Here is a 26,472-nt window from a genome sequence, read left to right on the forward strand (position 1 = left end):
GCGTAGCGGCCCCAGGATTTCAGTGTTGACGCAAAGATCGCTGGGGCCGCTTTGCGGCCCTTTCGCGACGCAAGGCCGCTCCTACAGGGATCGCGTAGGGCGGGTCAGCGGGTGGCGATCCAGATCAGCAACCCGGCCTGGAACACCGCGAACGCCACCAGGCAGGTGATGGTGAAGCGCAGGCCGCTGTCCTCGCGGCGGTACTTGGCCACCCGCTCGTCACGCTCGCGCAGCTGGGCTTCCTTCTCCATCAGGTTCTGCTCGGCCTGCTGCAGCATGCCGGCGGCCTCGAGGTTGTCCACGCGCTGCACCTTCTCGGTGTTCCAGCCACCCTTGAGCTGGCCCACCGGCGTTTCCACCACGCGGCCCTTGAGCAACTGGCCGTCGGTGTATTCCACCGCCAGGCCGACGCTGCTCAGCACATGATCGCGGCGCAGGCGGGTGTCTTCGTTCAGGGCGTCCTTGTTCGGCAGGCTCATGCCCTCGACCCGGTAATGCGAGCAACGCTGCTGCAGCCACTGCACCGCCTGCGCCAGCAGATAGCGGCCAAGGCCTCGGTTCAGCGGCTCCAGTTGCAGGCCGGCCGCGTCGCCGATACGTACCGTGCGCGCTTCGTGGTCGACGCGGATGTCCAGCTGGTTCTGTTCCTTGCGCACCTTCTGCCCCGGCAGGCGGATTTCCATGCGCAGCAGGCTGTGGGCCTTGTCGTGGCGCTCGGCATAGCCGAACTGGACAAAGCGCAGCGGGCGGGCGCCGCTGTTGCGGTCGGTCGGCAGCGGCGCCAGACGCAGCAACTGGAAGTGCTCGGCGGCAAGGTCCGCCCAGGGCAGCGGGGCGCTTTCCGGGGCTTGTTCTTCGGTCGCCTCGGCGGCGGGGGCATCGGTCATCAGGGAATCCTCAGGTGCACGGCGGCCGGGTGCCGGTACCTGCAAGGACATCGCAGATGTGGGCTTGCCCGCGATCAGGGCGCGCATGCCCCCGGATCACTGCCTTCTTAGCCGCGTTATCGGCAGGCCTGGTCAATACCTGAGGGCGCTTTCAGGCCTGCGGCAACCCGTGAATGAACAGGACGATGCGTTCCCCCAACTCACGGGCCAGCGGCAACTCGGGATTGCGGTAGCTGTCCCGCTGCAGGCCCATCTCCCGCGGGCTGATGCGCAGCATGTGATTCATGCCGTCGATCAGCGCCAGCTGGGCGTCGGGCTTGGCCGCCTTGAGGCGCTCGGCGTCGGCCACCTCCACCTGGATGTCGTTGCGGCCCTGGACGATCAGCGCGGGCACCTTGAGCCGGGCGAATGCGGCCGCCGGATCCTGGTGCAGCAGGGTGATCAGGTACGGCTGCACGCTGGGGCGGAACACCTGGCGCAGCGGGGCGGGCACGTCGAGGCTGGTCTGCCCGGCCTGCAAGCGGTCGATCAGCGCCACGCCTCTGGCCAGTTGCGCCGGGGGCAGACGCTGGGCCAGTTGTTCGCGCAGCACGTCGGCCACCGGCCGGCCGCTGCCGGCCAGGGTGATCACCGCGCTGGCGCCGGCCTGTTCGGCGGCCAGGCTGGCGATCAGCGCGCCTTCGCTGTGGCCGACCAGAATCAGCGGGCCGAAGCGCGGGTCCTGGCGCAACGCGCGCCCCCAGGCCACCACGTCGGCGACATAGCGTTCGACGCTGAGGTCGCGTTCGTCGGGGGTGGCCGGCTGGCTGGCGGCCACGCCGCGCTTGTCGAATCGCACGCTGGCGATGTGCTCGCCGGCCAGCAGCAGGGCGAGGCGCTTGAGGTTGTCGATGCGTCCGGAGGCGGGGTTGTTGCCATCGCGGTCGGTAGGGCCGGAGCCGGCGATGATCAGCACCACTGGCGGCGGGGTGGCTTGTTGCGGCAGCAGCAGACTGCCATGCAGCACGCCCTGGCCGGTGTCCAGGTCGATGGGGCGCTGCAGCACGGTGGGGGCGGCCTGGGCGAGGCTGGCGCAGAACAGCAGGAGCAGGGCGGCGAGGCGCGACTTCATGGACGGGGTACTACATGGGAAGTTGTGGGTTCGACATTACGCCACCGCGAAGGTTCGCCGACCTCATGGCCCCGGCAAAACCGTTTCGTGGGAGCGGGCTTGCCCCGCGATAAGGCCCGCACGCCCCCCAAATCCCCGCTGTTTTCCGTATACTGCCGCTTTCGACCACTTCAGGCAGATTCGCGGAGCGTCCATGTCCGGCAATACCTACGGCAAGCTGTTCACTGTCACCACCGCTGGCGAGAGCCATGGCCCGGCGTTGGTCGCCATTGTCGACGGCTGCCCGCCAGGCCTGGATATCTCCCTCGCCGACCTGCAGCACGACCTCGACCGGCGCAAGCCCGGCACCAGCCGGCACACCACCCAGCGCCAGGAACCGGACGAAGTGGAGATCCTCTCCGGCGTGTTCGAAGGGCGCACCACCGGCTGCTCGATTGGCCTGCTGATCCGCAACACCGACCAGAAGTCCAAGGACTACTCGGCGATCAAGGACCTGTTCCGCCCGGCTCACGCCGACTACACCTACCACCACAAGTACGGCATCCGCGACTACCGTGGCGGTGGCCGCAGCTCGGCGCGCGAGACCGCCATGCGCGTGGCGGCTGGCGCCATTGCCAAGAAGTACCTGGCCACCCAGGGTATTCGCGTGCGCGGCTACATGAGCCAGCTCGGCCCGATCGAGATCCCGTTCAAGACCTGGGACTCGGTCGAGCAGAACGCCTTCTTCAGCCCTGATCCGGACAAGGTGCCGGAGCTCGAGGCCTACATGGACCAGCTGCGCCGCGACCAGGACTCGGTGGGGGCGAAGATCACCGTGGTCGCCGAAGGCGTGATGCCGGGCCTGGGCGAGCCGATCTTCGATCGCCTCGATGCCGAGCTTGCCCATGCGCTGATGAGCATCAACGCGGTCAAGGGCGTGGAAATCGGCGCCGGCTTTGCCAGCGTCGCCCAGCGTGGCACCGAGCACCGTGACGAACTGACCCCCGAGGGCTTCCTCAGCAACAACGCCGGCGGCATCCTCGGCGGTATCTCCTCGGGCCAGCCGATCGTCGCCCACCTGGCGCTCAAGCCGACCTCGAGCATCACCACCCCGGGCCGTTCGATCGACGTCGACGGCAACCCGGTCGAGGTGATCACCAAGGGCCGTCACGACCCGTGCGTCGGCATCCGCGCCACGCCGATCGCCGAGGCGATGATGGCCATCGCCTTGATGGACCACCTGCTGCGTCACCGGGCGCAGAATGCCGATGTTCGGGTAGATACGCCGGTCTTGCGTTGATCGACTCATCCTGGGGCCGCGTTGCGGCCCATCGCGACACAAGGCCGCTCCCACAGGGGACATGCGATTCCTGTGGGAGCGGCCTTGTGTCGCGAAAGGGGCGCGCAGCGCCCCTACGGGGTTGACGCATGCCCCCGATCCCCTACTGGCGCCTCTCCAGCTTCTACCTCTTCTACTTCGCCCTGCTCGGCTCCACCGCGCCGTTCCTGGCCCTGTACTTCGATCACCTGGGCTTCTCCCCGGCGCGCATCGGCGAGCTGGTGGCCATCCCCATGCTGATGCGCTGCGTCGCCCCCAACCTGTGGGGCTGGCTGGGTGACCGCAGCGGCCAGCGCCTGCTGATTGTGCGCCTGGGCGCGCTGTCGACCCTGGCGACCTTTTCGCTGATCTTCTTCGGCCAGAGCTATGCCTGGCTGGCGATGGTCATGGCCCTGCACGCGTTCTTCTGGCACGCGGTGCTGCCGCAGTTCGAGGTGATCACCCTGGCCCACCTGCATGGGCAGACCGCGCGCTACAGCCAGGTGCGGCTGTGGGGCTCGATCGGCTTCATCCTCACCGTGGTTGGCCTTGGGCGCCTGTTCGAATGGCTGAGCCTGGACATTTATCCTGTGGCGCTGGTGGCGATCATGGCCGGGATCGTCGCCGCCAGCCTCTGGGTGCCCAACGCGCAACCCGTGGAGCAGACCGAACGACGCGGGGCAGGGGGCTTCCTCGCGCAGGTACGGGCGCCCGGCGTGCTGGCCTTCTATGTGTGCGTGGCCCTCATGCAGCTCAGCCACGGGCCGTACTACACCTTCCTTACCCTGCACCTGGAGCACCTGGGCTACAGCCGCGGCGCCATCGGCCTGCTGTGGGCGCTCGGGGTGGTGGCCGAGGTGCTGGTGTTCATGGCCATGAGCCGGATCTTTGGCCGTTTTTCCGTGCGCAAGGTGCTGCTGGCGAGCTTCCTGCTGGCCGCCTTGCGCTGGTTGTTACTGGGCAACCTGGCCGATATCCCGGCGGTGCTGGTGTTCGCCCAGGTGCTGCACGCGGCCACGTTCGGTTGTTTCCACGCCGCGGCCATCGCCTTCGTCCAGGCCAGTTTCGGCGCCCGCCAGCAGGGCCAGGGCCAGGCGCTGTACGCGGCGCTCTCGGGCACCGGCGGCGCGCTGGGTGCCTTGTACTCGGGCTACAGCTGGAAACTGCTGGGCCCGCACTTCACCTTTGGTATGGCCAGCGTCGCGGCGCTCGCGGCAGCCGTTATCATTGCCTTCCGACTCAAAGACAGCAGGAACCACCCCTGATGAGCATCCTCAGCGTATTCGACCCGTCCAGCCCGGAACTGCCGCACAAGGTGCTGACCCACCACGACGACATCGCCGCGACCCTGGCCGAGCAGGGCGTGCGCTTCGGCCGCTGGCAGTCCGGCGCGCGCCTGCGTCCGGGCAGCAGCCAGGATGAGGTGGTCGCTGCGTGCCGTGGGCCGCTCGACCAGCTGATGACCGCTCATGGCAGTGGGGTGTTCGCTGTGCTCAGCCGCGATGGCGTCGACCCGAGCCAGGCCGACCTGCGCGACGAGCACGTGCATGACGGCGAGGAAGTGTTCGCGCTGATCAGCGGGCGCGGCCAGGTCAGCCTTCGCCTGGGGGATGCGGTGTACGCCGTGTTGTGCGAGAAGGACGACATGCTGGTGGTGCCGGCCGGCACACGCCGCTGGCTGGACCTGGGCGACACGCCGTTTTGCCTGGCCCTGCGCCTGTTCGCCAACGAGCAGGCGCTGCAGCCGCGTTTTACCGGCGATGTCACGGCCCGGCAATTTGCCGGGCTCGACGAACTCTAAGGAAATTGGCTCGCGGGGTCGCCTCTGCTCACGCCGTCCGTGGGTGAGCGCAGGCGTGCCCCGCGAAGAGGGGCGCGCGATCAGCGGTAGGTCGGCAGGGCGAAGCGTTGCTGGCTCTGCAGCATCGAGATCACCGGCAGCTCGCTCGGTTGCCCGGCCAGGTCGCGGCGGATGGCGCTGATCGCCCAGGACAGTTGCTCGGCGCTGTGCAGCTGCGCATAGGTCAGCACGCGGCGGGTGACCACGCCGTCGCTGGCGCGCAGGGTCAGCAGGACACCACCGTCCGGACGCGGTTGGGTGGTGACCTGGTAGGCGGCGAAGACCGAGGCGAATTTTTCCTGGATGAGGTCCATATCAACTCCTGACTGTTGTACTGGCAGACTTGAGTTGATGATTGCAGCGACCGTGCCAGTCTTTGCATCAAGAAAAAACCTTTAAAATCAATATCTTAAATTTGATTTTGGAAGATCGTGCATTGCAATCTGCACGCCCGTGCATTTTGCACAGTGCATTTTGCACGGTCATAGCCTGGCTCTCTGCCGCCGATAGAATCTGAACCTTGGACCGCTCGCCGCTGCCTGATGGACACTTGGCCCATTGCCAGATGCCAGGAGGTTCCCGATGTCCGATCACCAGCCCACCACCATGACCGCCGAAGAAACCGCGGCCTTCGCCGAGGAGGTCTTCGAGCGCGCCCGCCGCGGCGACGCGACCATGCTCGGTCGCCTGCTCGACGGTGGCCTGCCCGCCGACCTGCGCAACCACAAGGGCGATACCTTGCTGATGCTGGCCAGCTACCACGGCCACCACGACGCTGTGCGGGTGCTGCTGGCCCATGGCGCCGATCCGCTGATCGCCAATGACAACGGCCAGTTGCCGATGGCCGGCGCCGCCTTCAAGGGCGACCTGGCGATGATCCGCCTGCTGCTCGAGCACGGCGTGCCGGTGGATGCCGCCGCCGCGGACGGCCGCACCGCGCTGATGCTGGCGGCGATGTTCAACCGCCTGGAGATCATCGACTACCTGCTGGCCCAAGGGGCCGATCCGGCGCGACGTGACGCGGCCGGCGCCACCGCGCTGGCGGCTGCGCGCACCATGGGCGCGGTGGATGCCGCCGCACGCCTGGAGGCGAAGGCCGGCTAACCCTTCAGGGGCGTTTGCGGCTATCCTTGGCGCCTTTCACGCCAACCCGCAGGGCCCCCCATGAAAGACCAGTTGCTCGAACTCATCCGCCTCATCGGCGCCGGCTGCATGCGCGATGAGGATATCGAGCGCATCGCCGCCGAGGCCGCCCAGGCCTACGCCGACCCCGCCGCCTTCCTCGCCGCCAACCCGGACATCAACTACGACGACACCTTCCCGTTCCCGCTGGGCGAATGGGTGGTGGTCGGCAGCCTGCCCGATACCGTGCTGTTCCAGGCCGACAGCTACCAGGACCTGTTCCAGCGGATCAGCGACTCGTTCGACAAGAGCGTGCCGTTCACCCTCAAGCCCAAGCAGCTGGCGCGCACCGAGGCGCTGACCGCGCTCAACCGCATCCAGGTGCAGATGGGCGCGCTGAACAAGGAAGCCGGGGGCTACGTGCTGCTGAACTTCAGCCAGTTGCTCGATGACGAGCTGCAGATGGTGATGGTGGGGCAGAACGACCTGGCCCGTGTGCTGGAGTTGGGTGAGGCAGTCGGCATCAAGGTGGAGCCGGCGCTGGAGGCGCTGAAGGTGGCGGTGCACGTCTAAGCAACGATTCCCCTTGTAGGAGCGGCCTTGTGCCGCGAAAGGGCCGCAAAGCGGCCCCGGCGATATCAGCTTGATACACGAATCCTGGGGGCGCTTCGCACCCCTTTCGCGGCACAAGGCCGCTCCTACAGGGATTGCGTATTGGCCTTTCAGCCCAGCGCGGTATCAAGAAACATCATCACCGCGAACCCGCCCATCAGCCCCAGCGTCGCCGCGGTCTGGTGCCCATTGCGATGGGTCTCCGGAATCACCTCGTGGGACACCACGAAGATCATCGCCCCCGCCGCCAGGCCCATGCTGATCGGGTAGGCCAGGGCGAAGCCGGTGGAAATGCCCAGGCCAATCACCGCGCCCAGCGGCTCCATCAGGCCTGAACCGATCGCCACCATCATCGCCTTGAAGTTCGACAGCCCCGTGGCGCGCAGGGCCAGGGCCACGGCCAGGCCTTCGGGAATGTCCTGGATGGCGATGGCGCTGGTCAGCGGCAGGCCGATGTTCATGTCGCCGTTGGCGAAGCTCACGCCGATGGCCATGCCCTCTGGCAGGTTGTGCAGGGTGATGGCCAGCACGAACAGCCACACACGGTTGACCCGCTCGGCCTGCGGCCCGCAAGGGCCGGTGCTTTCATGCTCGTGCGGGGTGAAGCGGTCCAGGCCCAGCATCAGCAGTACCCCGAGGCCCATGCCCAGGACCACGGTGAAGGCCGCCGCCGGGCCGTTGCCGGTGATCTCGCGGGCGGCGTCCAGGCCCGGCAGGATCAGCGAGAACGAACTGGCGGCGAGCATCATGCCGGCGGCAAAGCCCAGCATCACATCCTGGGTGCGGGCGTTGACGTCGCGCAGGATCACCGCCAGCACCGCGCCCAGGGCGGTGGCGCCGAAGCCCGACAGCCCGCCGAGCAGGGCCAGGTGCAGGTTGTCGGCGTGGTCGCCGTTGACCGCGTTCCAGAGGCTCGCCAGCAACAGCGCGGCGACGGCCAGCAAGCTCAGCGCCAGGCCGGCGCTGAGCCAGGGCGTTTCCTGGGCCTGTTGTCGCCAGGCGCTGAACAGTGAGTCGGGGGCGGCGCTTTGGGTGTGGGCGGGGGGCATGGGAACCTCGGGACAGTGGATGCCGGCAGTCTAGCCACTGGCCGGTACGCCTCGCCAAGGATTCCCTTCTATCGAGGCCATAGCCAGCTATGCTCTTGAACACATTTACCGTGCGGGAGCGCCACCATGGGGTCCACCTTCAACAGCCTGGTCGGCCTGATCATTCTGGCCCTGGACATCTGGGCCATTCTCAATGTACTCAAGAGTGGCGCCGAGGTCGGCATCAAGGTGCTGTGGATCCTGCTGATCCTGCTGCTGCCGGTGCTGGGGCTGATCATCTGGGCGATCGCCGGGCCGCGGGGCAATGTGCGGATCTGACTATGGGGACATGGCACCGGCGTTGCCGGTGATCGCGGGGCAAGCCCGCTCCTACAGGTTATGTAAGCGATAGTTGCTCTCGACAAAATTTTCACACTCGATTTTTGAAAATCCGCGCCGCACAATGCGGCCTTGGTCTCACCTCGCGTGCGAGGTGGCGATCACCAGGCTGTCGGCGACTTCGCCTTCCCGCAAACCGCAATCCTAGGACCTCTCCATTCATGGCTAACACGGACGCCTTGAAGCAACAGGGCGTGCGAGGCTCGTTCTCGCCGACCCTGAAATCCCACCTGGCCTACACGTTGCTCAGTGGCCTGGTGATCATGCTGATGCTCAGCCTGGTGCGCCTGGCGCTGCTGGTCTACAACAGCGACATGATCGGCGACACGCCGAACTCGACCGTCGCCGAAGGCTTCCTCAACGGTCTGCGCTTCGACCTGCGGGTGGTGGTGTACATCAGCATCCCGTTGCTGCTGGCGCTGCTCAGCCCCTGGCTGATGGCGCGCCGTGGGCTGTTCCGCTTCTGGCTGACCATCGCCTCGAGCGTGGTGATGTTCCTCGGCCTGATGGAGATGGACTTCTACCGCGAATTCCACCAGCGCCTGAACGGCCTGGTATTCCAGTACATCAAGGAAGACCCCAAGACCGTCATGAGCATGCTCTGGTACGGCTTCCCGGTGGTCCGCTACCTGCTGGCCTGGCTGGTCGGCACCTGGCTGCTGAGCCTGCTGTTCAAGGGCATCGATCGCCTGACCCGTGGCGAGCAAAGCGTCCAGCCCGCCAGTAGCCGCAAGCTCGCGCCGTGGTATGGCCGCCTGGCAGTGTTCATGGTCGTGCTCCTGGTAGCCGTGGTCGCCGCCCGCGGCACCCTGCGCCAGGGGCCGCCGATGCGCTGGGGCGATGCCTTCACCACCGACTCGAACTTCGTCAACCAGCTGGGCCTGAACGGCACGCTGACCCTGATCGACGCCGCCAAGAGCCGCTTCGGCGAGGACCGCGCCAACATCTGGAAGCCGGTACTCGAGCAGCCGCTGGCCACCCAGACCGTGCGCGAGCAGCTGCTGACCGCCAACGACACCCTGGTCGATGCCGACGAGGCCGCGATTCGTCGCGACTTCGTGCCGCCCGTGGCGAACACGCTGCCGGTCAAGAACGTCGTGGTCATCCTCATGGAAAGCTTCGCCGGCCACTCGGTGGGCGCCCTGGGCAGCCCGAACAACATCACCCCGTACTTCGACAAGCTGGCCAAGGAGGGTCTGCTGTTCGACCGCTTCTTCTCCAACGGCACCCATACCCACCAGGGCATGTTCGCCACCATGGCCTGCTTCCCCAACCTGCCGGGCTTCGAGTACCTGATGCAGACCCCGGAAGGCGGCCACAAGCTGTCCGGCCTGCCGGCGCTGCTCAGTGCCCGCGACTATGACGATGTCTACGTCTACAACGGCGACTTCGCCTGGGACAACCAGTCCGGGTTCTTCGGCAACCAGGGCATGACCACCTTCATCGGCCGCAACGACTTCGTCGACCCGGTGTTCTCCGACCCGACCTGGGGCGTGTCCGACCAGGACATGTTCAACCGTGGCAACGAAGAGCTGGCCAAGCATGATGGCAAGAAGCCGATCTACGCGTTGCTGCAGACCCTCTCCAACCACACGCCGTACGCCTTGCCCAAGGACCTGCCGGTGGAGAAGGTCACCGGGCAAGGGCGCCTGGACGAGCACCTGACCGCCATGCGCTATTCCGACTGGGCGCTGGGCCAGTTCTTCGAGAAGGCCCGCAAGGAGCCGTACTTCAAGGACACCCTGTTCGTCATCGTCGGTGACCATGGCTTCGGCAATCACCAGCAGGTCACCGAGCTGGACCTGGGCCGCTTCAACGTGCCGCTGCTGCTGATCGCTCCAAGGATCCAGGAGAAGTTCGGCGCGGTCAACCACACCGTGGGTACCCAGGTCGACATCGTGCCGACCATCATGGGCCGCCTGGGGGGCCAGGCCCGTCACCAGTGCTGGGGCCGCGACCTGCTCAACCTGCCTGAGGGCGACCAGGGCGTGGGCATGATCAAGCCGTCGGGCAGCGAGCAGATCGTCGGCCTGGTGCAGGGCGACCGCATCCTCATCGAGTCCAAGGACATGACCCCGCGGATGTACCGCTACCAGCTGGGCCGCGAGTTCAAGGCCGAGCTGATCGAAAGCCCGGATCAACCGGAAATGCTCAAGAAACTCGAGGCCTATATCCAGACCGCGACCAAGAGCCTGCTGGACAACACCGCCGGTGTCGTCCACGGCACGCCGAAGTAAGGCCGCCGCCGGCCTCATGAAGCCCGCCCTGAACCGGCGGGCTTTTTTCATGCGGTTTCATGTATGTGGCTGAACATTTATCCCAGCGCCATGGTCAAGTGAGTACGCCGTTCCATTCACCGTTGCGTCAGCGAGGGTTGATCGATGAAAGCATGGGAAGTCAGCTTTGCCGACCAGAAGGGCGAGCCGCAGACGCTGCTGCTTGATGCCGAGCAATGCCCCAGCGAGGAGGATGCCGCCCGCGCGATCCGTTCGCGGCTGTTTCCGCTCATGGACGAACTGGACCTCAACGACTTCCAGGACCGCAGCTTTTCCCCCACGGCACGTTGGCTCAAGGAACAGAGCGGCGTGACCATCACCACCATTCGCGAAGCGCCCTGAACCGGGTGTCTCTGGCGTAGCGCCAACGCAGGCGCTACGCTCAAGTCAGGCGCCGGCCTTCTCTGCGGGCCGCTGCCGTTTCCATCGCGTCTTGCAATCCGCTCGTATTGTCAGGCATTCCCTGTGTGCCAGGCAGGTGCGTTGTGCACGGAAAGTCTATCCATTGCTTTGCAGGAGGACGTTTCATGAGCAGCCAGAACGACGACATCAGCAGCAGTGTCCTGCGCCAGATGAAAGCTGGCGGTTTCGATTTCACCCGCATCCACCCCATCGAATTCTATGCCGTGTTTCCCAGCGAGGCCGGTGCCCGCCGGGCGGCGGGGCAGTTTCGCGGCGAATCGCTCAACGCCCAGGTGAGCGAGCGCGACGACGGCGCCTGGCACCTGGAGTTGAGCAAGGTGATGTACGCCACCCATGGCGGCATCGGTGCCTTCGAGCAGGCCTTCGAACGGGTGGTTTCGCCCTACGGCGGCGAAGTCGAGGGCTGGGGCGTCAAGCAGGAAAGGCCGATCGCCTAGGCCCTGCCAGGGCGTCAGTGCGCTTTGCGCCCCGCCATGTGCTTCAGGTAGGCCAGCACGGCATCGAGTTCCGTCTCGTCCAGCACCTGGGTGGGAAACCCGGGCATCTTCGCCTGCGGCCAGTGCCGCAGGCTTTGCGGGTCGCGAATGTACTGGCGCAGGTAGACCGGCTGAAAGTACTCGGTGGGGTTGTGCGGCAGGTTCAGGTCCGGGCCCAGGTGCGCGTCGCCGGCGCCATTGAGGCGATGACAGGCCAGGCAGTTCTGCTGGAACAGGGCAAAGCCCCGGCGTACCGGGTCGTTCTCGGGCACTGCCGGGTCGGGCAGCAGGGCGGGGAAGCGTGTCTCGACCGGGGGTAGGCGGCGGATGCTGGCGATCTGATACGGCCATTGTTCCGGGCGAATACCGCTGGCCTGGGGTTGGGTCCACACCAGGTAGAACGGCCCGGCGCCTGGTTTGCCTTTGCTCAGCGCGGGCCAAGGGTGGCTGGGGTCTTCGATGGCCAGCCAGGCCTGCGCCGGACCCGCCTGCAACAGCGCCCCTGCGGGCATCTCGGCGGCGAAGCCATCGAGGGCCACGGCCTGCAGGTGATCGCTCGGTTTCACGCCCTGCAGCAGCACAGCCAGAGGCACGGCGCGGTAATGCAGGGTGCGCTTGTAGGCCACGTCCTGTTCGATGGTAATGTCCTGCACCTGGGGGTGGGCCAGAAGTTGTTCGCTGGTCCAGTGGCTGCTGTTGTCGCCCAGTTCGAGGTTCAGCTGCGCCGCCGGCAATGTCGGGGCGAGCAGCAGGCAGAGCAGGGCAAGACACAGGCGCATGGGCAATCTCCAACCATCAAGGTCGGCAGAGTACCCGTGCGTGATCGGAGAAGGCCACCGCCGCGTTCAGCCGAACAGCCGGGTGAGGTTCGGCAGGATCAGCAGCAGCGTCGTGGCGAAGAGTATGAGGCCGGCTTGGCGTACCTTGGATTGTCTGAACATGGCGGACCGCCTTCTTGTTGTTATTCCTGAATAACCCTTGGCTTCCTTGTCTAGCGTCGGGTCGATCGCAGCGGCGTGATGGCACGCCGTTTCTGCTTGCCGCGTGTATCTGGATATACAACCAACAGTAGGGCCCGCGTCATCCCTGTTTCAGAACCCTTTGTTCTAAGATTTATCATGTCGATTCCTCATGGCTTTAAGGCCACTGGCCACCCCGCTGGCACGCTCAGGCTAGACGAGTGCGCGGCAGGGGTTACCAAGGGTTACAGGGCCTACCGTTCGTCCGGACATCCTACTTGCTTGTGCGGCCCTTTCGCGTCAGTCTCTACAGCAAATCCCACCCACATGTCGTTCAGGACTACCCCTATGTCGTTACGCATCTGCATCCTTGAAACCGATGTCCTGCGACCGGAGTTGATCGCGCAGTACCAGGGCTACGGAAGGATGTTCGAGCAGCTGTTCTCGCGTCAGCCGATCGCGGCCGAATTCGATGTGTACAACGTGATGAACGGCGACTATCCCCCGGACGGCGAACGCTTCGATGCGTACCTGGTGACCGGCAGCAAGGCCGACTCGTTCGGCGACGATCCGTGGATCCAGACGCTCAAGGCCTACCTGCTCAAGCTCTACGAACGTGGCGAGAAGCTGTTGGGCGTGTGTTTCGGTCACCAACTGCTGGCGCTTACCCTCGGCGGCAAGGCCGAGCGCGCCGACAAGGGCTGGGGCGTGGGGGTTCACCGCTACAGCCTGGCGGCCCATGCGCCGTGGATGGACCCGCAGGTGTCCGAGCTGACCCTGCTGATCAGCCACCAGGACCAGGTCACCGAGCTGCCCGAAGGGGCCACGGTGATCGCCTCCAGTGACTTCTGCCCGAACGCCGCCTACCACATCCGTGACCAGGTACTGTGCTTCCAGGGGCACCCGGAGTTCGTCCATGACTACTCCCGGGCATTGCTCGACGCGCGGCAGGCGTCGCTGGGTAATGAAGTCTATGAGAAGGCGGTGGCCAGCCTGGCCACCGAACACCAGGGGGATCTGGTGGGCGAGTGGATGCTGCGTTTCGTCCAGCAGTCCGGCACTCGCGCGACCTGAGATCCGCATCGACGCCAATCGCGGGCTCGCCCGCGATTGGCGTTACAGCCAGCCCGAACGCTTGAAGCTGTAATACAGCCCCGAACAGCCCAGGGCGATCACCCCCAGCACGCCGAAGTAACCGTAGCGCCATGCCAGCTCCGGCATGTTCTCGAAGTTCATCCCGTAGATCCCGGCGACCGCCGTGGGAAACGCCAGGATCGCCGCCCAGGCCGCGAACTTGCGCTGGGTGATGCTTTGCCGTGACGACTCCAGCAGCATGCCGATCTCGATGGTCTGGCTGGCGATGTCGCGGATCCCGGCCAGATCTTCCATCTGCCGCGTGACATGGATCTGCACATCGCGAAAGTACGGGCGCATGTTCTTGTCGATGAACGGGAAGCTCAGGCGCTGCAGCTCCTCGCTGATCTCCACCATCGGCGCCACGTAGCGGCGCAGGCGCAGGATGTCGCGGCGCAGGCTGTGCAGGCGCTGGATGTCCTCTTCCTTGAGCGAATTGCCGAGCACACTCTGCTCCAGCTCCTCGATCTCGCCGTGGATGGCCTCGCTCACCGGCTGGTAGTTCTCGGTGACGAAATCCAGCAGGGCATAGAGCACGAAGTCCTCGCCGTGCTCGAGCAGCAGCGGGCGCGCCTCGCAGCGCTGGCGCACCAGGGCGTAGGACTTCGAGTGGCCGTTGCGGCAGGTGATGATGTAGCCGTTGCCAGCGAAGATATGGGTCTCGATGAACTCGAGCTTTCCTTCGTGGCGCACTGGCGAGTAGGTGACGATGAACAGCGCGTCACCAAAGGTTTCAAGCTTGGGCCGGCTATGTTTCTCCAGGGCGTCCTCAATGGCCAGTTCGTGCAGGCCGAACTGGCGCTGCAGGTTGGCCAGTTCCTCGGCGTTGGGCTCTTCCAGGCCGATCCAGACGAAGTGTCCGGGCTTGCGCGCCCATTCAGCGCCCTCGTCGAGGCTGATGTTGGTGACCTTCCTGCCGGCGCTGTACACCGCCGATGCGACGACTCGACCCATGGTTGTCCGCTTATCCGATTGAACACGCTACACAGCTTGGGCTGTGAAGCGGCACGGGGCAAGTCCGCGCGCCGATCAGGGCGCGGTGACTTCGCTTTCCATATGGTCGATGCAATGCTGCATCTGGCTGCGGCATTGCTCGATCAGCGCGGGCAGGTCCTGTTGGGTCAGGCCCGCGGTGGCGATGGGGGCCAGCGAGCGAATGATCACGGTGCGCTGGCGCCAGCTGTTCAGGCCCAGGCGCTGGGTGTAGCGGCTGACGCACACCGGCACGATCGGCACGCCGGCCTCGATCGCCATGTGGAAGGCGCCCTTCTTGAACGCCAGCAACTGCTCGCCGGGGTTGCGCGTGCCTTCGGGGAAGATCCAGATCGAGGTGTCGTCGCGCAGGGTCCGGGTGGTGGTCTGCATGGCCTTGCGCGCCTGGTAGGCGTTCTTGCGGTCGATCAGCACATTGCCGCCCAGCCAGAACAGCTGGCCGAACAGCGGGATCCAGCCCAGGCTCTTCTTGCCGATGGCCACGGTGCGGCGCGGCACGACCTGGCCGATGATGAACAGGTCATAGTTGGACTGGTGGTTGGCGATGATCACGCAGCCGGGGGGCTGGTCCCACAGTGGGCCGACCTCGGCCTTGACCTTGATGCGCATGAGCCAGGCGGCCGGCACGCTGTACAGGCGGGCGAACAGGCGGCTGTTGTCGGGGTTGAACGGGCGCAGCAGGCCGATCACCAGACCGACGACACCCACGAGCAGGAAGTGCAGCGCCAACAGGAGCATGCGAAGCATATAAAGCATGGTACGACTCACACCGGACAGTCGCGGCGCAGTGTACGGGTGTGCACTGTCAGGGGCAAACCTTGCAGTGCTTCTTGTCGGCGGGGCATCTGTGGGAGCGGGTTTACCCGCGAATGCGTCGGTGGATCCACCGCAGCCTTCAGGTACTACGCCAACCTGTAGGAGCGGCCTTGTGTCGCGAAAGGGCTGCACAGCAGCCCCAGGATTTCAGCGTTGTTGCAAAGATCGCCGGGGCCGCTTTGCGGCCCTTTCGCGACGCAAGGCCGCTCCTACAGAGATCACGCCAGTTGATAAATCCCAGCAAGACTGTTGCTCCCACAGGTCTTGCATCAGCTGTTCAGATCAGCCCAAGTGGTTCTGATCCGCCAGGATCGCTTCGTCCAGCGCCTCCAGCAGCGCCTTGCGTACCTTCAGCTTGGTGTTCTTGTGCGCCAGCATGTTCAGCTTCTTGAATTCGCGGGCCGCGGCCAGGGCGGTTTCCTGCAGCTGCTCGGCGGGCACCACCTTGTCGAGGAAGCCGGCTTCACGGGCGCCCTGCGGGTCGAACACCTCGGCGTTGTTCACCGAGCGCTGGAACGCCGCGCGGCCCAGGCGGTCGCGGGCCAGCTCGATACCGGCGTGGTGCATGGTCATGCCGATCTGCACTTCGTTCAGGCAGATCTTGTAGGGGCCTTCGACCCCGATGCGGTAGTCACCCGACAGCAGCAGGAAGGCGCCCTTGGCCACGGCATTGCCGGGGCAGGCGACGATCACCGGGAACGGGTGCGACAGCAGGCGGCGGGCCAGGGTGGAACCGGCGGTCACCAGGCCGACGGCCTCCTTGGGGCCGGCGGTCATCACCTTGAGGTCGTAGCCGCCGGAGAGAATGCCCGGCTGACCGGTGATGATCACCACCGCGCGCTCCTCGATGGCGCGATCGAGCGCGGCGTTGAAGGCTTTGATGACTTCCGGGGAGATGGCGTTGACCTTGCCGTTGTTCAGGGTCAGGGTGGCGATGCCGTCTTCGGCATGGTAGGTAATCAGCTCGCTCATGGCAGAGTCCTTTGGAGGGCGTGGCGATGACGTTACCCAGCGGCACCGGCCAGGTAAAGCGCCAAGACTGACTGATCAGTCAGCGTCGCGTCCTTGTGCCCTGTGCCACCGGGGCGGGGGCGCGAGGCGCGGGAAAAGCGCTGGGCACAATGGCAGCATTGCCCTGATTGCCCCGGCTTTTTGGCCAATTGGCTTAAGCGCATGAAAATTCTAAAAAAAATGCTTGCCAAAGGAAAAGGCTTCTACTAAATTAGCGCGCCTCGACAGGCTGAATAGCTTGAAGAGAAAACGGTGAAGTGTCCGAGTGGTCGAAGGAGCACGCCTGGAAAGTGTGTATACGAGAAATCGTATCAAGGGTTCAAATCCCTTCTTCACCGCCACATTCTACGAAAAGCCCCCGAATCGAAAGGTTCGGGGGCTTTTTGTTTGTCTCGCGTTTTTGTTGAAGCCCTGATCGCGGGGCAAGCCCGCTCCCTTTGGCGTGGGAGCGGGCTTGCCCCGCGATGGCGCTGTCAGAAACTGACGGAAGCCGACAGGCGTGCCGTGCGCGGTGCTCCCTGGAACAGGTAGTTGTCGCCCAGGTAGTCGCCCACGTCGCGCCAGTAGCGCTTGTCGAAGACGTTGTCCACGGTCAGGCGCAGCACCGTGTCGTAACCGCCGATGGTCGTGCGGTAGCGGCTGCCGACGTCGAACACGGTATAGCCGCCGACTTCTGCGTCGCCCGTGTGGCTGGCGTACTTGCTGGCGCTGTAGCGAGCGCCGCCGAGCAGGGCCAGGCCGGGCACGGGCAGGGCGTAGTCGGCCTGCAGCGCCGCGCGCAGGCGCGGGACGTTGATCGCCTGGTGGCCTTCGTAGGCGTCGGTGTCGCTGTTCTGCACGCGGGCGCGGATCGCCGCGGCGCTGGCCTGGATCTGCAGATTGGAAGTCACCCAGCCGCTGGCGCCGAGTTCGAGACCGGTATTTTTTTGCTGGCCCGACTGCACGTAGGTCGGCGCCGGGGTGTCGTCGGGGCGGGCATATTGGTAGGCCTGGCGGATCTGGAACAGTGCCGCGCTGAAGCTCATGCCCTGCCAGTCACGCTTGATGCCGACTTCGAGCTGGCGCGACAGGGTGGGGGCGAGGATTTCGAACGGGTTGCTGGCGAACCAAGGTGCCGTGCCGCCTGCTGAAAGACCCTTCGAATAGCTGGCGTGGAGTGTGGTGTCCGGTTGAGGTTTATAGATCAACGCGGCGTTGGGCAGCAGTTGGTACTGCTGGGTATGGCGCTTGGCGACACCGTTCTGGTCCCAGGTTTTCTCATCCAGGCGTACTTCCCGGGCACCGATCACCGTCTGCCAGTGTTCGTTGAATGTTATGCGGTCGCTGACGAACAGGCCGTACTGGCGGCTGTCGAGGCGGCGCTCGCTATGGCCAAGCGGATTGTCGGAAGGATCCAGCGCGGGGATGCCGGTGTAGATGTTGCCGGGGTGTAGCGGATCGAGCAGCTCGTTGAAGCTGGGGCGCTGGTCGAGCGTACGGCGCTGGGCGCTGCTGCCCAGGGTCAGTTCGTGGCCTACGCCGAGGGCGTCGAAGCGCCCGTCGAGCATGGCCTGGGCCTCGTCGATGCGGCGGGTGTCGTCGGGGCTGCGGAAGTCGTAGATATCATAATTGCCCTCAGGGCTGAAATGCGATGACCAGCCCCCGTTGCTGCCCCAGGCAAACGCACTGTAGTCATCGATCACCACCTTGCTGCGCGAAGCGCTCAAGGTGCCGTTCCAGTTGTCGTTGAACTGGTACTTGAAGCGCCCGCCCAGGTTCAGCGAGTCGTTCTGCACCGGCTTGGCCCAGGACTGCCAGGCCAGGTGATCCTTGGGATCGACGCCGTGGGGCAGCTGGCTGCCACCGAGCAGTTGATAGCCCGGTACCGAATATTGCTCGCGGTGCTGGTACTCGGCGTCCAGTTCCAGCACGGCATTCGGGTTGATCTGCCAGTCGAGCGCCAGGGAGGCGAAATCCCGCTTGCCGTCGGCGTGGTCGACATAGGAACGGATGTCCTCGTGGGCCAGGTTGACCCGCAGGCCGAACTGGCGTTCGGCGCCGAACCAGCCGCCCAGGTCGGTGGCCAGGTAGCGTTCGCCCTGTTCGTTGCTCGAGACCGTGACCGAGCGCACGTCCTCGGCGCGCTTGGTCACGTAGTTGACCAGCCCGCCGGGCTCCGACACGCCGCTCTGCAACCCCGAGAGCCCCTTGAGCAGTTCCACCTGCTGCTTGTTTTCCAGCGCCACGTTCTGCTCACCGGCGATGGTCTGGCCGTTGATCCGGTAGCTGCTGGCGGCATTGAGCTCGAAGCCGCGCACGTTGAAGTTCTCGTAGTAGCCGATCGGCGCGTAGCTTTCGCCCACTGAGGCATCGCTTTGCAGTACCTCGCTCAGCTTGCGCACCTGACGGTCGTCCAGCAGCTGGCGGCTGAACACGCTGACCGAGGCCGGGGTGTCGAGCAGTGGCGCATTGTGCAGGCCGCCGACCTGGGCTTCGCGTGCCTGGTAGCCGGAGTTGTCCTGAACCTCGGAGATGCGTACCGGGGCGAGGGTCACGCTGTCCTCGGCCAGGCCCTGGCCACTGTGCAGGGCCAGGCCCAGGCCAAGCAGGCCAAGGGGCAGGCGGGGGCGAAGCGGGGTCATGCAGGGCTCCTTGAAAAGTGGACGCGCCGTTATCGCTCGGCAGCTGTCGGGCAGGCAAAAGGGCGCCATGGTAGCAGGCTGCCAAGGGAGGGATTCGATGTTTCAGGGGAAACGTTCGCGGGCCTGATGCATACCCTGTAGGAGCGGGCTTGCCCCGCGATTGCCGTGGCACGGTGCATGGCACCGGCTGCGCCGGTGTTCCGGGCGGTGCGGCGTTCCGACAAGCCCGCTCATACAGATGCATCTGCCCCTTTTGGAATCAGGCTTGTAATGTCAGAACGAACGAAGCACCCGTCGATTCAGGCCGCCGCCGGTCGCTGGTGACGGCGCCAGTTGTCGTCGATCTTCGACCAGGTCTTGCCGTCGGTGATGGCCAGCAGCTTGCGGCCATCCTTGAAGGTGGCGAGGAAGGTGACTTCCTCCTCCTTGCCGCCCAGCAGCAGGCCAGCCAGCAGGCCGACCGGGCCGGCCACCAGGGCGCCAGCCACGCCCCAGCCCAGGGCGCCACCGAGGCTGCGGGTCGATTCGAGGTTAGCCAGCTTCAGATCCTTGATCCGCGCCAGCGAAATGCGTTCGCCGGGCGAAGGGCTGCGCGGGGTCTTGAGTGTGAGCGCTCCATTGCGATACTCGCCTTCACCTTGCAAGAAATCGCCGGATTGCACCGTGAGTCTTGTCATTGCGTCGTCCTGTCAGGAAGGGGTCTTTGACCAACGCCTACTGAGCGCTCGCCACGTTGGCAAGTCAACGGTCAGGCGACGGAGGGTCGTGCGGTGGGATGTCGCGTAGTAAAGCGCCTAAACGAGCGAGCGCTGACGCTCAACAAGTGAAAGTCGCATTTTCGAAAGTAAACTTCGAACCGTTGTCTATAACTGCCGTGGGTCATGACTGTAACTAATGCTTCTCGCTGGCGCCGTTGATCCATCGCAGTTTGCGCAAATTAGTACGGCGCAGTTGAGTTTTCGAAAACGAAAAAATGACGTCAAAAAACGCTGGACATCAAGTTTCAATGTGTGTCAGTTTTTTTGCGCCTCATAAAGGCGAGTGACAGGAAGTTCTCGCCCGGTGGGAGAACCCTGTCGGACATCAACTGCTTTTTTGTAAACAAGGAAGTAATCTGCATGTCGAAAGTCAAAGAAAACGCCATTGTTTCCGCCGTTTCCGCACTGCAACCGAAGGGCCCAAGTTCTTCCTTCGGCCTGATCGACAGCTTTGCCCACCAGTACGACCGCGGCGGCGCGAACATCAATGGCAAGAAGTCCTTCACGGCCGACCAGGCCGCCGATCACATCCTGCGTGACGGCGCGTCCTGGAAAGACCTGAACAAGGACGGCACGATCAGCCTCACCTACACCTTCCTGACCAGAGCACCATCGGACTTCTACAGCCGCGACCTGGGCACCTTCAGCCAGTTCAGCGACCTGCAGAAGCAACAGGCCAAGCTGTCCATGCAGTCCTGGGCGGACGTGGCCAAGGTCACCTTCACAGAGGCGGCATCGGGTGGCGATGGCCACATGACCTACGGCAACTTCAGTGCCAGCAATGGCGGCGCGGCATTCGCCTACCTGCCGTTCGACGGCCCGGGCTCGCACAAGGGTGAATCCTGGTACCTGATCAACAGCGGCTACCAGGTCAACATCAACCCGGGCACCGGCAACTACGGTCGCCAGACCCTGACCCACGAGATCGGCCATGTACTGGGCCTGTCCCACCCCGGCGACTACAACGCTGGCGAGGGCAACCCGACCTACGCTGATGCCGACTACGCCCAGGACACCCGTGGCTACAGCGTCATGAGCTACTGGAGCGAGAGCAACAACGGGCAGAACTTCGTCAAGGGCGGCGGTCAGTACTACGCCTCGGCCCCGCTGATGGACGACATCCTGGCGATCCAGAAGCTCTACGGCGCCAACTACGCCACCCGTGCCGGCGACACCACCTACGGCTTCAACTCCACCGCAGAGCGTGACTTCTACTCGGCCACCTCGGCCTCGTCGAAGCTGGTGTTCTCGGTGTGGGACGGTGGCGGTAACGACACCTTCGACTTCTCCGGGTTCACCCAGAACCAGAAGATCAACCTCAACGAAGCGTCGTTCTCCGACGTTGGCGGCATGGTCGGCAACGTTTCCATCGCCAAGGGCGTGACCATCGAAAACGCCTTCGGCGGCTCGGGCAACGACCTGCTGATCGGCAACGCGCTGGCCAACGTGCTCAAGGGTGGTGCCGGCAACGACATCATCTACGGCGGTGGCGGTGCCGACCAGCTGTGGGGCGGCAGCGGCTCGGACACCTTCGTGTTCGCGGCAGTCAGTGACTCGACCAAGGCGGCGCCGGATCGCATCATGGACTTCACCTCGGGTGTGGACAAGATCGACCTGTCGGCCATCTCCGCGTTCGCCGTGAACAAACTGCCGCTGCAGTTCGTCAATGCCTTCACCGGTCATGCCGGCGAGGCGCTGCTGACCTACGACCAGGCCACCAACCTGGGCAGCCTGTCCATCGACTTCACCGGAAACAGCTCGGCTGACTTCCTGGTGACCACCGTTGGCCAGGCCGCTGTCACCGACATCGTGGTCTGATGCAACAGGGGGCGGCGCTTGCGCGTCGCCCCTTTTGCCGGTGAGACGGACGAATGAAAGCAAACCTGCGAATGATCGCGCTGGCCGCGATCCCCCTGATGTCGATGACCGAGGTAGTCATGGCGAGCAGCCTGTTACTCCCCAACGCCGCGCAACTGGCCGGCCGTTGGCAGCTTTACCCCGAACAGCAGCAGGCGCAGGCCTGCAACCTGCGTCTTGGCGCCACGGAAGGCGAAATCGAAGGTGATCTGGAGTGTGCCAAGGGGCTGATAGGCCTGCGCCCCGGCAGCTGGCTGGTGACCCCCGACACCCTGGCCCTGGTGGGCGGTGACGGCAGCAGCGTGGTGCACTTCAGCCGCAAAGGCGCCCAGCGCTACGCCTGGACCACTTCGGACGGCAAGCAACTGGTGCTCGAGCGCCTCGACAAATAATCCCCACCTGGAACTAAAAAGTTTCAGGCGAGCCAGGGCGAAACATGAAACTACCGAGCAAAAAGCCCGGGGCGCCTTTGTGGGCGGCACTCGGCGAACATAAGTCGACCTTGATCAGCGTGGGCTGTTTCACGGCATTGATAAACTTGCTCATGCTGGTGCCGTCGATCTATATGCTTCAAGTGTACGACCGTGTACTGAGTTCGCAGAACACCACAACTTTGTGGGTGTTGACGCTGATGGTGGTCGGCTTCTTCGTTTATATAGGCGGGCTTGAGGCGGTACGCAGTTTCATTGTCATCCGCGTGGGCAACCAGCTGGAGAAAAGTTTCAACTTGAAGGTCTACCGCGCCGCCTTCGAGCGCAACTTGCGCCAGCGTGACGGCGCCGCCGGACAGGCCCTGGGCGATCTGACCCAGCTGCGCCAGTTCATCACCGGCCCCGCGCTGTTCGCCTTCTTCGATGCGCCCTGGTTCCCCATCTACCTGGCGGTGATCTTCGCCTTCAACGTCTGGCTGGGGGTGATGGCCACGGTCGGCGCGCTATTGCTGATCGCCCTGGCGATCCTCAACGAACGCCTCACCCACGCCACCCTGGCCGAGGCCAGTGGCTTCCAGCAGCAATCGACGCAACTGGCGGGCAGCCAACTGCAAAGCGCCGAGAGCATCCAGGCCATGGGCATGCTCGGCGCCCTGCGCCAGCGCTGGTACACCCTGCATGGGCGCTTCCTCGACCTGCAGAACAAGGCCAGTGACACCTCGGCGGTGATCACCGCCACCAGCAAGGGCCTGCGCCTGTGCCTGCAATCGCTGGTGCTGGGGCTGGGCGCGCTGCTGGTGATCGAGGGGCAGATGACCCCGGGCATGATGATCGCCGGTTCCATCCTGATGGGCCGGGTGCTCGCCCCGATCGACCAGCTGATCGCGGTGTGGAAGCAGTGGAGCGGCGCGCAGCTGGCCTACCAGCGCCTGGACGGCCTGCTGCGCGAGCACCCCGAGCCGCCGACGCCGATGCCGCTGCCGGTGCCCACCGGGCAACTGGCGGTGGAGCAGGTCAGCGCCGGCCCGCCCGGGCGCAACCTGGCCACCCTGCAGCAGGTCAACTTCGCCCTGGCGCCGGGTGAACTGCTCGGCGTGCTGGGGGCTTCCGGCTCGGGCAAGTCGACCCTGGCCAAGGTGCTGGTCGGCGTCTGGCCGACGATCAGCGGCCATGTGCGCCTTGACGGCGCCGAGCTCAGTCAGTGGGACCGCGATGCCCTGGGCCCGCACATCGGTTACCTGCCGCAGAACATCGAACTGCTGCGCGGCAGCATCGCCGAGAACATCGCCCGCTTCGGCGAGCTGGACGGCGTCAAGGTGGTCGAGGCGGCCCGCCTGGCCGGCGTGCACGAATTGATCCTGCGCCTGCCCCAGGGCTACGACACGCGCCTGGGCGAGGAGGGCGTCGACCTTTCCGGCGGCCAGAAGCAGCGCATCGCCCTGGCCCGCGCCTTGTACGGCGATGCCCGGCTGATCGTGCTTGACGAACCCAACTCCAACCTCGACAGCCACGGCGAGGCCGCGCTGGCCAGCGCCATCGTCCAGCTCAAGGCCCAGGGCCGCACCGTGGTGCTGGTGACCCACCGCAGCGCGGCGCTGGCCCAGGCCGACAAGCTGCTGGTGATGAACGAAGGGCGCATGCAGGGCTTCGGCCCGGCCCGCGACATCCTCCACGCCATGGGCCAGGCCCCGGCGCAACGCCCGCTGCAAGCCGGAGGTGGCGCATGAGCCAGCACACCCGTGATGCACGTTTCCATGTTCGCCTGGGGTGGCTGCTGACCCTGGTCGGTTTCGGCGGATTCATGGCTTGGGCCAGCCTCGCCCCGCTCGACCAGGGCGTGCCGGTGCAGGGCACCGTGGTGGTATCGGGCAAGCGCAAGGCGGTGCAGTCGATGGCCGCCGGCGTGGTCAGCCGCATTCTGGTCAGCGAAGGCCAGCTGGTGCGCCAGGGCGAGCCGCTGTTCCGCCTCGACCGCACCCAGGTGCAGGCCGATGTCGATGCGCTGCAGGCCCAGTACCGCATGACCCGCGCCGCCCTGGCGCGCTGGCAGAGCGAGCGCGACAACCTGGGGCAGGTGCAGTTTCCCGCAGAGTTGCTGGAAGATTCCGACGCCCGCCTGGCGCTGATTGTCGAAGGCCAGCGCCAGCTGTTCGACAGCCGCCGCCAGGCCCAGGCCCGCGAGCAGGGCGCCCTGGCCGCCAGCATCGACGGCTCCCAGGCCCAGCTGACCGGCATGCGCCGCGCGCGCAGCGACCTGCAGGCCCAGGCCGATTCGCTGCGCGAGCAGCTCGACAGCCTGCGCCCGCTGGCCGGCGACGGCTATATCCCGCGCAACCGCGTGCTCGAGTACCAGCGCCAGCTGTCGCAGGTGCAGCGCGACCTGGCGCAGAACGCCGGTGAGAGCGCGCGCCTGGAGCAGGTGATCGTCGAAGCCCGGCTCAACCTGCAACAGCGCCGCGAGGAGTACCAGAAAGAAGTGCGCACCCAATTGGCCGAAGCCCAGGTCAAGGCCGCGACCCTGGAGCAGCAGCTCAACTCCGCGCACTTCGAATTGCAGCACAGCGAGATCCTGGCGCCGGCCGACGGCGTGGCGGTCAACCTCGGCGTGCACACCGAGGGCGCCGTGGTACGGGCCGGCGACACCCTGCTGGAAATCGTGCCCCAGGGCACCGCGCTGGAGGTGGAAGGGCGCCTGCCGGTGAACCTGGTGGACAAGGTGGCGCCGCAGCTGCCGGTGGACATCCTGTTCACCGCCTTCAACCAGAACCGCACGCCACGGGTGACCGGGGAGGTGGCGCTGGTGTCGGCCGACCAGTTGATCGACGAGCGCAGCGGCCAGCCGTACTACGTGCTGCGCAGCACCGTCAGCGAAGAGGCGCTGGCGCGTCTCGAGGGGCTGGCGATCCGTCCGGGCATGCCTGCCGAGCTGTTCGTGCGCACCGGCGAGCGCTCGATGCTCAACTACCTGTTCAAACCCCTGCTCGATCGTGCAGGCACCGCCTTGACCGAACAATAAGGACCGCCAGTGAAGAAGTTCCCACTGATCGGGCTGCTGCTGGCCTGTGCCTGGCTGCCGACCGCCGCCCAGGCGGCCATGGGGCCGTTCCAGGTGTACGAGCAGGCCCTGCGCCGCGACCCGACCTACCTCGCGGCGTTCAAGGCCCGCGAGGCTGGCCAGGAATACCGGGCCATCGGCCGCGCCGGCTTGCTGCCGAACATCTCGTACAGCTACAACAAGGGGCGCAACGATTCCGAGGTGCGCTACCTCGGCGATTCACGCCGGCAAAAGGAGGACCGCAACTACAACAGCATGGGCTCGACCTTCATCCTCCAGCAGCCGCTGTTCGACTACGAAGCCTATTCGAGCTACCGCAAGGGCGTGGCCCAGGCACTGTTCGCCGACGAGAGCTTCCGTGACCAGAGCCAGCAGTTGCTGGTGCGGGTGATGACCAGCTACACCCAGGCACTGTTCGCCCAGGACCAGATCGCCATCAGCGTGGCCAGCAAGCAGGCCTACCGCCAGCAGTTTCAGCAGAATCAGCGCCTGTTCGACGCCGGCGAAGGCACGCGCACCGACATCCTCGAGGCCCAGGCCCGCTACGAGCTGGCCGATGCCGAGGAGATCAAGGCGCGCAACGAGCAGGATGCCGCGCTGCGCGAGCTGGGGGCGCTGATCGGCGAGCCGGCGGTGCGGGTCGAGGACCTGGCGCCGCTGCGCCTGGGCTTCGCCTTGCCGGTGGTCGACCCCAGCGGCTACGAGGCGTGGCAGGAGCGGGCCCTGGCCAACAACCCGCAACTGGCTTCGTCGCGCCAGGCGCTGGAAGTGGCGCGGTACGAAGTCGAGCGCAACCGTGCCGGGCACCTGCCCAAGGTCACTGCGTTCGCCACCTCGCGGCGCCAGGAGTCGGACAGCGGCAACACTTACAACCAGCGCTACGACACCAACACCGTGGGCATTGAAGTCAGCGTGCCGATTTTCGCCGGGGGCGGGGTGCTGGCCTCGACCCGCCAGGCCAGTCGGCACCTGGAGCAGGCCGAGTACGAGCTCGACGGCAACACCCGCAGCGCGTTGATCGAACTGCGCAAGCAGTACAACGCCTGCGAGTCCGGCGCCAGCCGCCTGCGCGCCTACGAGCGGGCGCTGGTGGCGGCCGAGGCGCTGGTGGTGTCCACCCGCAAGAGCGTGCAGGGCGGCGAGCGGGTCAACCTGGACGTGCTCAACGCCGAGCAGCAGCTGGCCACCACCCGCCGCGACCTGGCCCAGGCGCGTTACGACTACCTGCTGGCGTGGATCAAGCTGCACTACCAGGCCGGGGTATTGAGCGAGACGCAGCTGGCGCGGGTGGATGAAGCATTCATCGAGGGCAAGTCAGGCTGACCAGGCATGCGCAAGACCCTGTAGGAGCGGCCTTGTGTCGCGA

25 protein-coding genes and 1 tRNA gene are annotated in these 26,472 nt (G+C 65.5%); 16 read left to right on the top strand and 10 right to left on the bottom strand.

The window, feature by feature from the left end; genetic code table 11:
* Positions 1-104: 104 nt before the first annotated feature.
* A complete protein-coding gene (locus V0R62_RS13945; RefSeq protein WP_186712823.1) occupies positions 105-887 on the bottom strand; it encodes a hypothetical protein in 783 nt (260 codons plus the stop codon).
* Positions 888-1,038: 151 nt separating this feature from the next.
* A complete protein-coding gene (locus V0R62_RS13950) occupies positions 1,039-1,998 on the bottom strand; it encodes an alpha/beta hydrolase (RefSeq protein ID WP_330104139.1) in 960 nt (319 codons plus the stop codon).
* A gap of 193 nt (positions 1,999-2,191) precedes the next feature.
* Here V0R62_RS13950 and aroC point away from each other — a divergent pair, with 193 nt between their 5' ends.
* The 3 genes from aroC (at position 2,192) to V0R62_RS13965 (ending at position 5,096) form a co-directional block, all read left to right on the top strand.
* Positions 2,192-3,277: a chorismate synthase gene (gene aroC, locus V0R62_RS13955; RefSeq protein WP_330104140.1), complete on the top strand. Its 1,086-nt coding sequence runs from the start codon at positions 2,192-2,194 to the stop codon at positions 3,275-3,277.
* Between the two features lie 128 nt (positions 3,278-3,405).
* A complete protein-coding gene (locus V0R62_RS13960; protein ID WP_330104141.1) occupies positions 3,406-4,560 on the top strand; it encodes an MFS transporter in 1,155 nt (384 codons plus the stop codon).
* On the top strand, positions 4,560-5,096 hold the full coding sequence (locus V0R62_RS13965) for an oxidase (RefSeq protein WP_330104142.1): 537 nt from the start codon (positions 4,560-4,562) through the stop codon (positions 5,094-5,096). Before V0R62_RS13960 ends, V0R62_RS13965 begins: the two co-directional genes overlap by 1 nt.
* Before the next feature lie 80 nt (positions 5,097-5,176).
* Here V0R62_RS13965 and V0R62_RS13970 read toward each other — a convergent pair whose 3' ends face one another.
* On the bottom strand, positions 5,177-5,449 hold the full coding sequence (locus tag V0R62_RS13970) for a DUF3509 domain-containing protein (protein ID WP_028691763.1): 273 nt from the start codon (positions 5,447-5,449) through the stop codon (positions 5,177-5,179).
* Between the two features lie 268 nt (positions 5,450-5,717).
* On the opposite strand from V0R62_RS13970, the gene V0R62_RS13975 reads away from it, so the two are divergent.
* The gene (locus tag V0R62_RS13975; RefSeq protein ID WP_330104143.1) at positions 5,718-6,239 is read left to right on the top strand and encodes an ankyrin repeat domain-containing protein; all 522 of its coding nucleotides are present in this window, start codon (positions 5,718-5,720) and stop codon (positions 6,237-6,239) included.
* A gap of 60 nt (positions 6,240-6,299) precedes the next feature.
* Positions 6,300-6,830, top strand: a complete 531-nt coding sequence (locus V0R62_RS13980; protein ID WP_213883336.1) for a hypothetical protein — start codon at positions 6,300-6,302, stop codon at positions 6,828-6,830.
* Between the two features lie 149 nt (positions 6,831-6,979).
* On the opposite strand, the gene V0R62_RS13985 is transcribed toward V0R62_RS13980, so the two are convergent.
* Positions 6,980-7,918, bottom strand: coding sequence for a ZIP family metal transporter (locus V0R62_RS13985; protein ID WP_330104144.1), 939 nt, complete (start codon positions 7,916-7,918; stop codon positions 6,980-6,982).
* A gap of 126 nt (positions 7,919-8,044) precedes the next feature.
* Between V0R62_RS13985 and V0R62_RS13990 the strand changes: the two genes are divergently transcribed.
* From V0R62_RS13990 to V0R62_RS14005, 4 genes are all read left to right on the top strand, one after another.
* Entirely contained in the window at positions 8,045-8,236 is a 192-nt protein-coding gene (locus V0R62_RS13990; protein WP_023629733.1) for a PLDc N-terminal domain-containing protein, read from the top strand.
* A gap of 221 nt (positions 8,237-8,457) precedes the next feature.
* Positions 8,458-10,533 (top strand): LTA synthase family protein, encoded by a 2,076-nt coding sequence (locus V0R62_RS13995; RefSeq protein ID WP_330104145.1) that lies wholly within the window; start codon positions 8,458-8,460, stop codon positions 10,531-10,533.
* A 144-nt stretch (positions 10,534-10,677) separates the two neighbouring features.
* Entirely contained in the window at positions 10,678-10,914 is a 237-nt protein-coding gene (locus V0R62_RS14000; protein WP_330104146.1) for a hypothetical protein, read from the top strand.
* A gap of 185 nt (positions 10,915-11,099) precedes the next feature.
* Positions 11,100-11,432, top strand: coding sequence for a ribonuclease E inhibitor RraB (locus tag V0R62_RS14005; RefSeq protein ID WP_028691757.1), 333 nt, complete (start codon positions 11,100-11,102; stop codon positions 11,430-11,432).
* A 14-nt stretch (positions 11,433-11,446) separates the two neighbouring features.
* Here the strand turns inward: V0R62_RS14005 and V0R62_RS14010 are convergent, their stop codons facing one another.
* The gene (locus tag V0R62_RS14010; RefSeq protein ID WP_330104147.1) at positions 11,447-12,250 is read right to left on the bottom strand and encodes a cytochrome c; all 804 of its coding nucleotides are present in this window, start codon (positions 12,248-12,250) and stop codon (positions 11,447-11,449) included.
* Positions 12,251-12,778: 528 nt separating this feature from the next.
* Here V0R62_RS14010 and V0R62_RS14015 point away from each other — a divergent pair.
* The gene (locus tag V0R62_RS14015; protein ID WP_330104148.1) at positions 12,779-13,504 is read left to right on the top strand and encodes an amidotransferase; all 726 of its coding nucleotides are present in this window, start codon (positions 12,779-12,781) and stop codon (positions 13,502-13,504) included.
* Positions 13,505-13,546: 42 nt separating this feature from the next.
* Here the strand turns inward: V0R62_RS14015 and V0R62_RS14020 are convergent, their stop codons facing one another.
* The 3 genes from V0R62_RS14020 to V0R62_RS14030 all read right to left on the bottom strand — a co-directional run bounded on the left by V0R62_RS14020 (position 13,547) and on the right by V0R62_RS14030 (position 16,345).
* Positions 13,547-14,518, bottom strand: a complete 972-nt coding sequence (locus V0R62_RS14020) for a magnesium and cobalt transport protein CorA (protein ID WP_062361587.1) — start codon at positions 14,516-14,518, stop codon at positions 13,547-13,549.
* Positions 14,519-14,593: 75 nt separating this feature from the next.
* Positions 14,594-15,313 (bottom strand): lysophospholipid acyltransferase family protein, encoded by a 720-nt coding sequence (locus tag V0R62_RS14025; RefSeq protein ID WP_186733707.1) that lies wholly within the window; start codon positions 15,311-15,313, stop codon positions 14,594-14,596.
* Between the two features lie 342 nt (positions 15,314-15,655).
* Positions 15,656-16,345, bottom strand: coding sequence for a crotonase/enoyl-CoA hydratase family protein (locus tag V0R62_RS14030; protein WP_330104149.1), 690 nt, complete (start codon positions 16,343-16,345; stop codon positions 15,656-15,658).
* 290 nt (positions 16,346-16,635) lie between these two features.
* Here V0R62_RS14030 and V0R62_RS14035 point away from each other — a divergent pair.
* Positions 16,636-16,725 (top strand) — tRNA-Ser (locus tag V0R62_RS14035).
* A gap of 132 nt (positions 16,726-16,857) precedes the next feature.
* Here the strand turns inward: V0R62_RS14035 and V0R62_RS14040 are convergent.
* Entirely contained in the window at positions 16,858-19,005 is a 2,148-nt protein-coding gene (locus tag V0R62_RS14040; protein ID WP_330104150.1) for a TonB-dependent siderophore receptor, read from the bottom strand.
* Positions 19,006-19,304: 299 nt separating this feature from the next.
* Complete coding sequence (locus tag V0R62_RS14045) at positions 19,305-19,682, bottom strand: hypothetical protein (protein WP_186712839.1); 378 nt, start codon at positions 19,680-19,682, stop codon at positions 19,305-19,307.
* A 441-nt stretch (positions 19,683-20,123) separates the two neighbouring features.
* Here V0R62_RS14045 and V0R62_RS14050 point away from each other — a divergent pair, with 441 nt between their 5' ends.
* From V0R62_RS14050 to V0R62_RS14070, 5 genes are read left to right on the top strand one after another with little or no spacing between them, the layout of a single operon-like run.
* A complete protein-coding gene (locus tag V0R62_RS14050; RefSeq protein WP_330104151.1) occupies positions 20,124-21,581 on the top strand; it encodes a serralysin family metalloprotease in 1,458 nt (485 codons plus the stop codon).
* Between the two features lie 53 nt (positions 21,582-21,634).
* Positions 21,635-22,012, top strand: coding sequence for an AprI/Inh family metalloprotease inhibitor (locus V0R62_RS14055; RefSeq protein WP_330104152.1), 378 nt, complete (start codon positions 21,635-21,637; stop codon positions 22,010-22,012).
* 44 nt (positions 22,013-22,056) lie between these two features.
* Entirely contained in the window at positions 22,057-23,778 is a 1,722-nt protein-coding gene (locus tag V0R62_RS14060; RefSeq protein ID WP_330104153.1) for a type I secretion system permease/ATPase, read from the top strand.
* Positions 23,775-25,067 carry an HlyD family type I secretion periplasmic adaptor subunit gene (locus V0R62_RS14065; RefSeq protein ID WP_330104154.1) on the top strand — a complete coding sequence of 431 codons (1,293 nt, stop codon included), beginning with the start codon at positions 23,775-23,777 and terminating at the stop codon, positions 25,065-25,067. The genes V0R62_RS14060 and V0R62_RS14065 overlap by 4 nt, the downstream gene beginning before the upstream one ends.
* Before the next feature lie 9 nt (positions 25,068-25,076).
* On the top strand, positions 25,077-26,429 hold the full coding sequence (locus tag V0R62_RS14070) for a TolC family outer membrane protein (protein WP_186733698.1): 1,353 nt from the start codon (positions 25,077-25,079) through the stop codon (positions 26,427-26,429).
* The last annotated feature ends 43 nt before the right edge of the window (positions 26,430-26,472 follow it).

It is taken from the genome of Pseudomonas carassii (assembly GCF_036324045.1).
In the GTDB taxonomy this organism is placed as follows: Bacteria; Pseudomonadota; Gammaproteobacteria; order Pseudomonadales; family Pseudomonadaceae; genus Aquipseudomonas; species Aquipseudomonas peradeniyensis.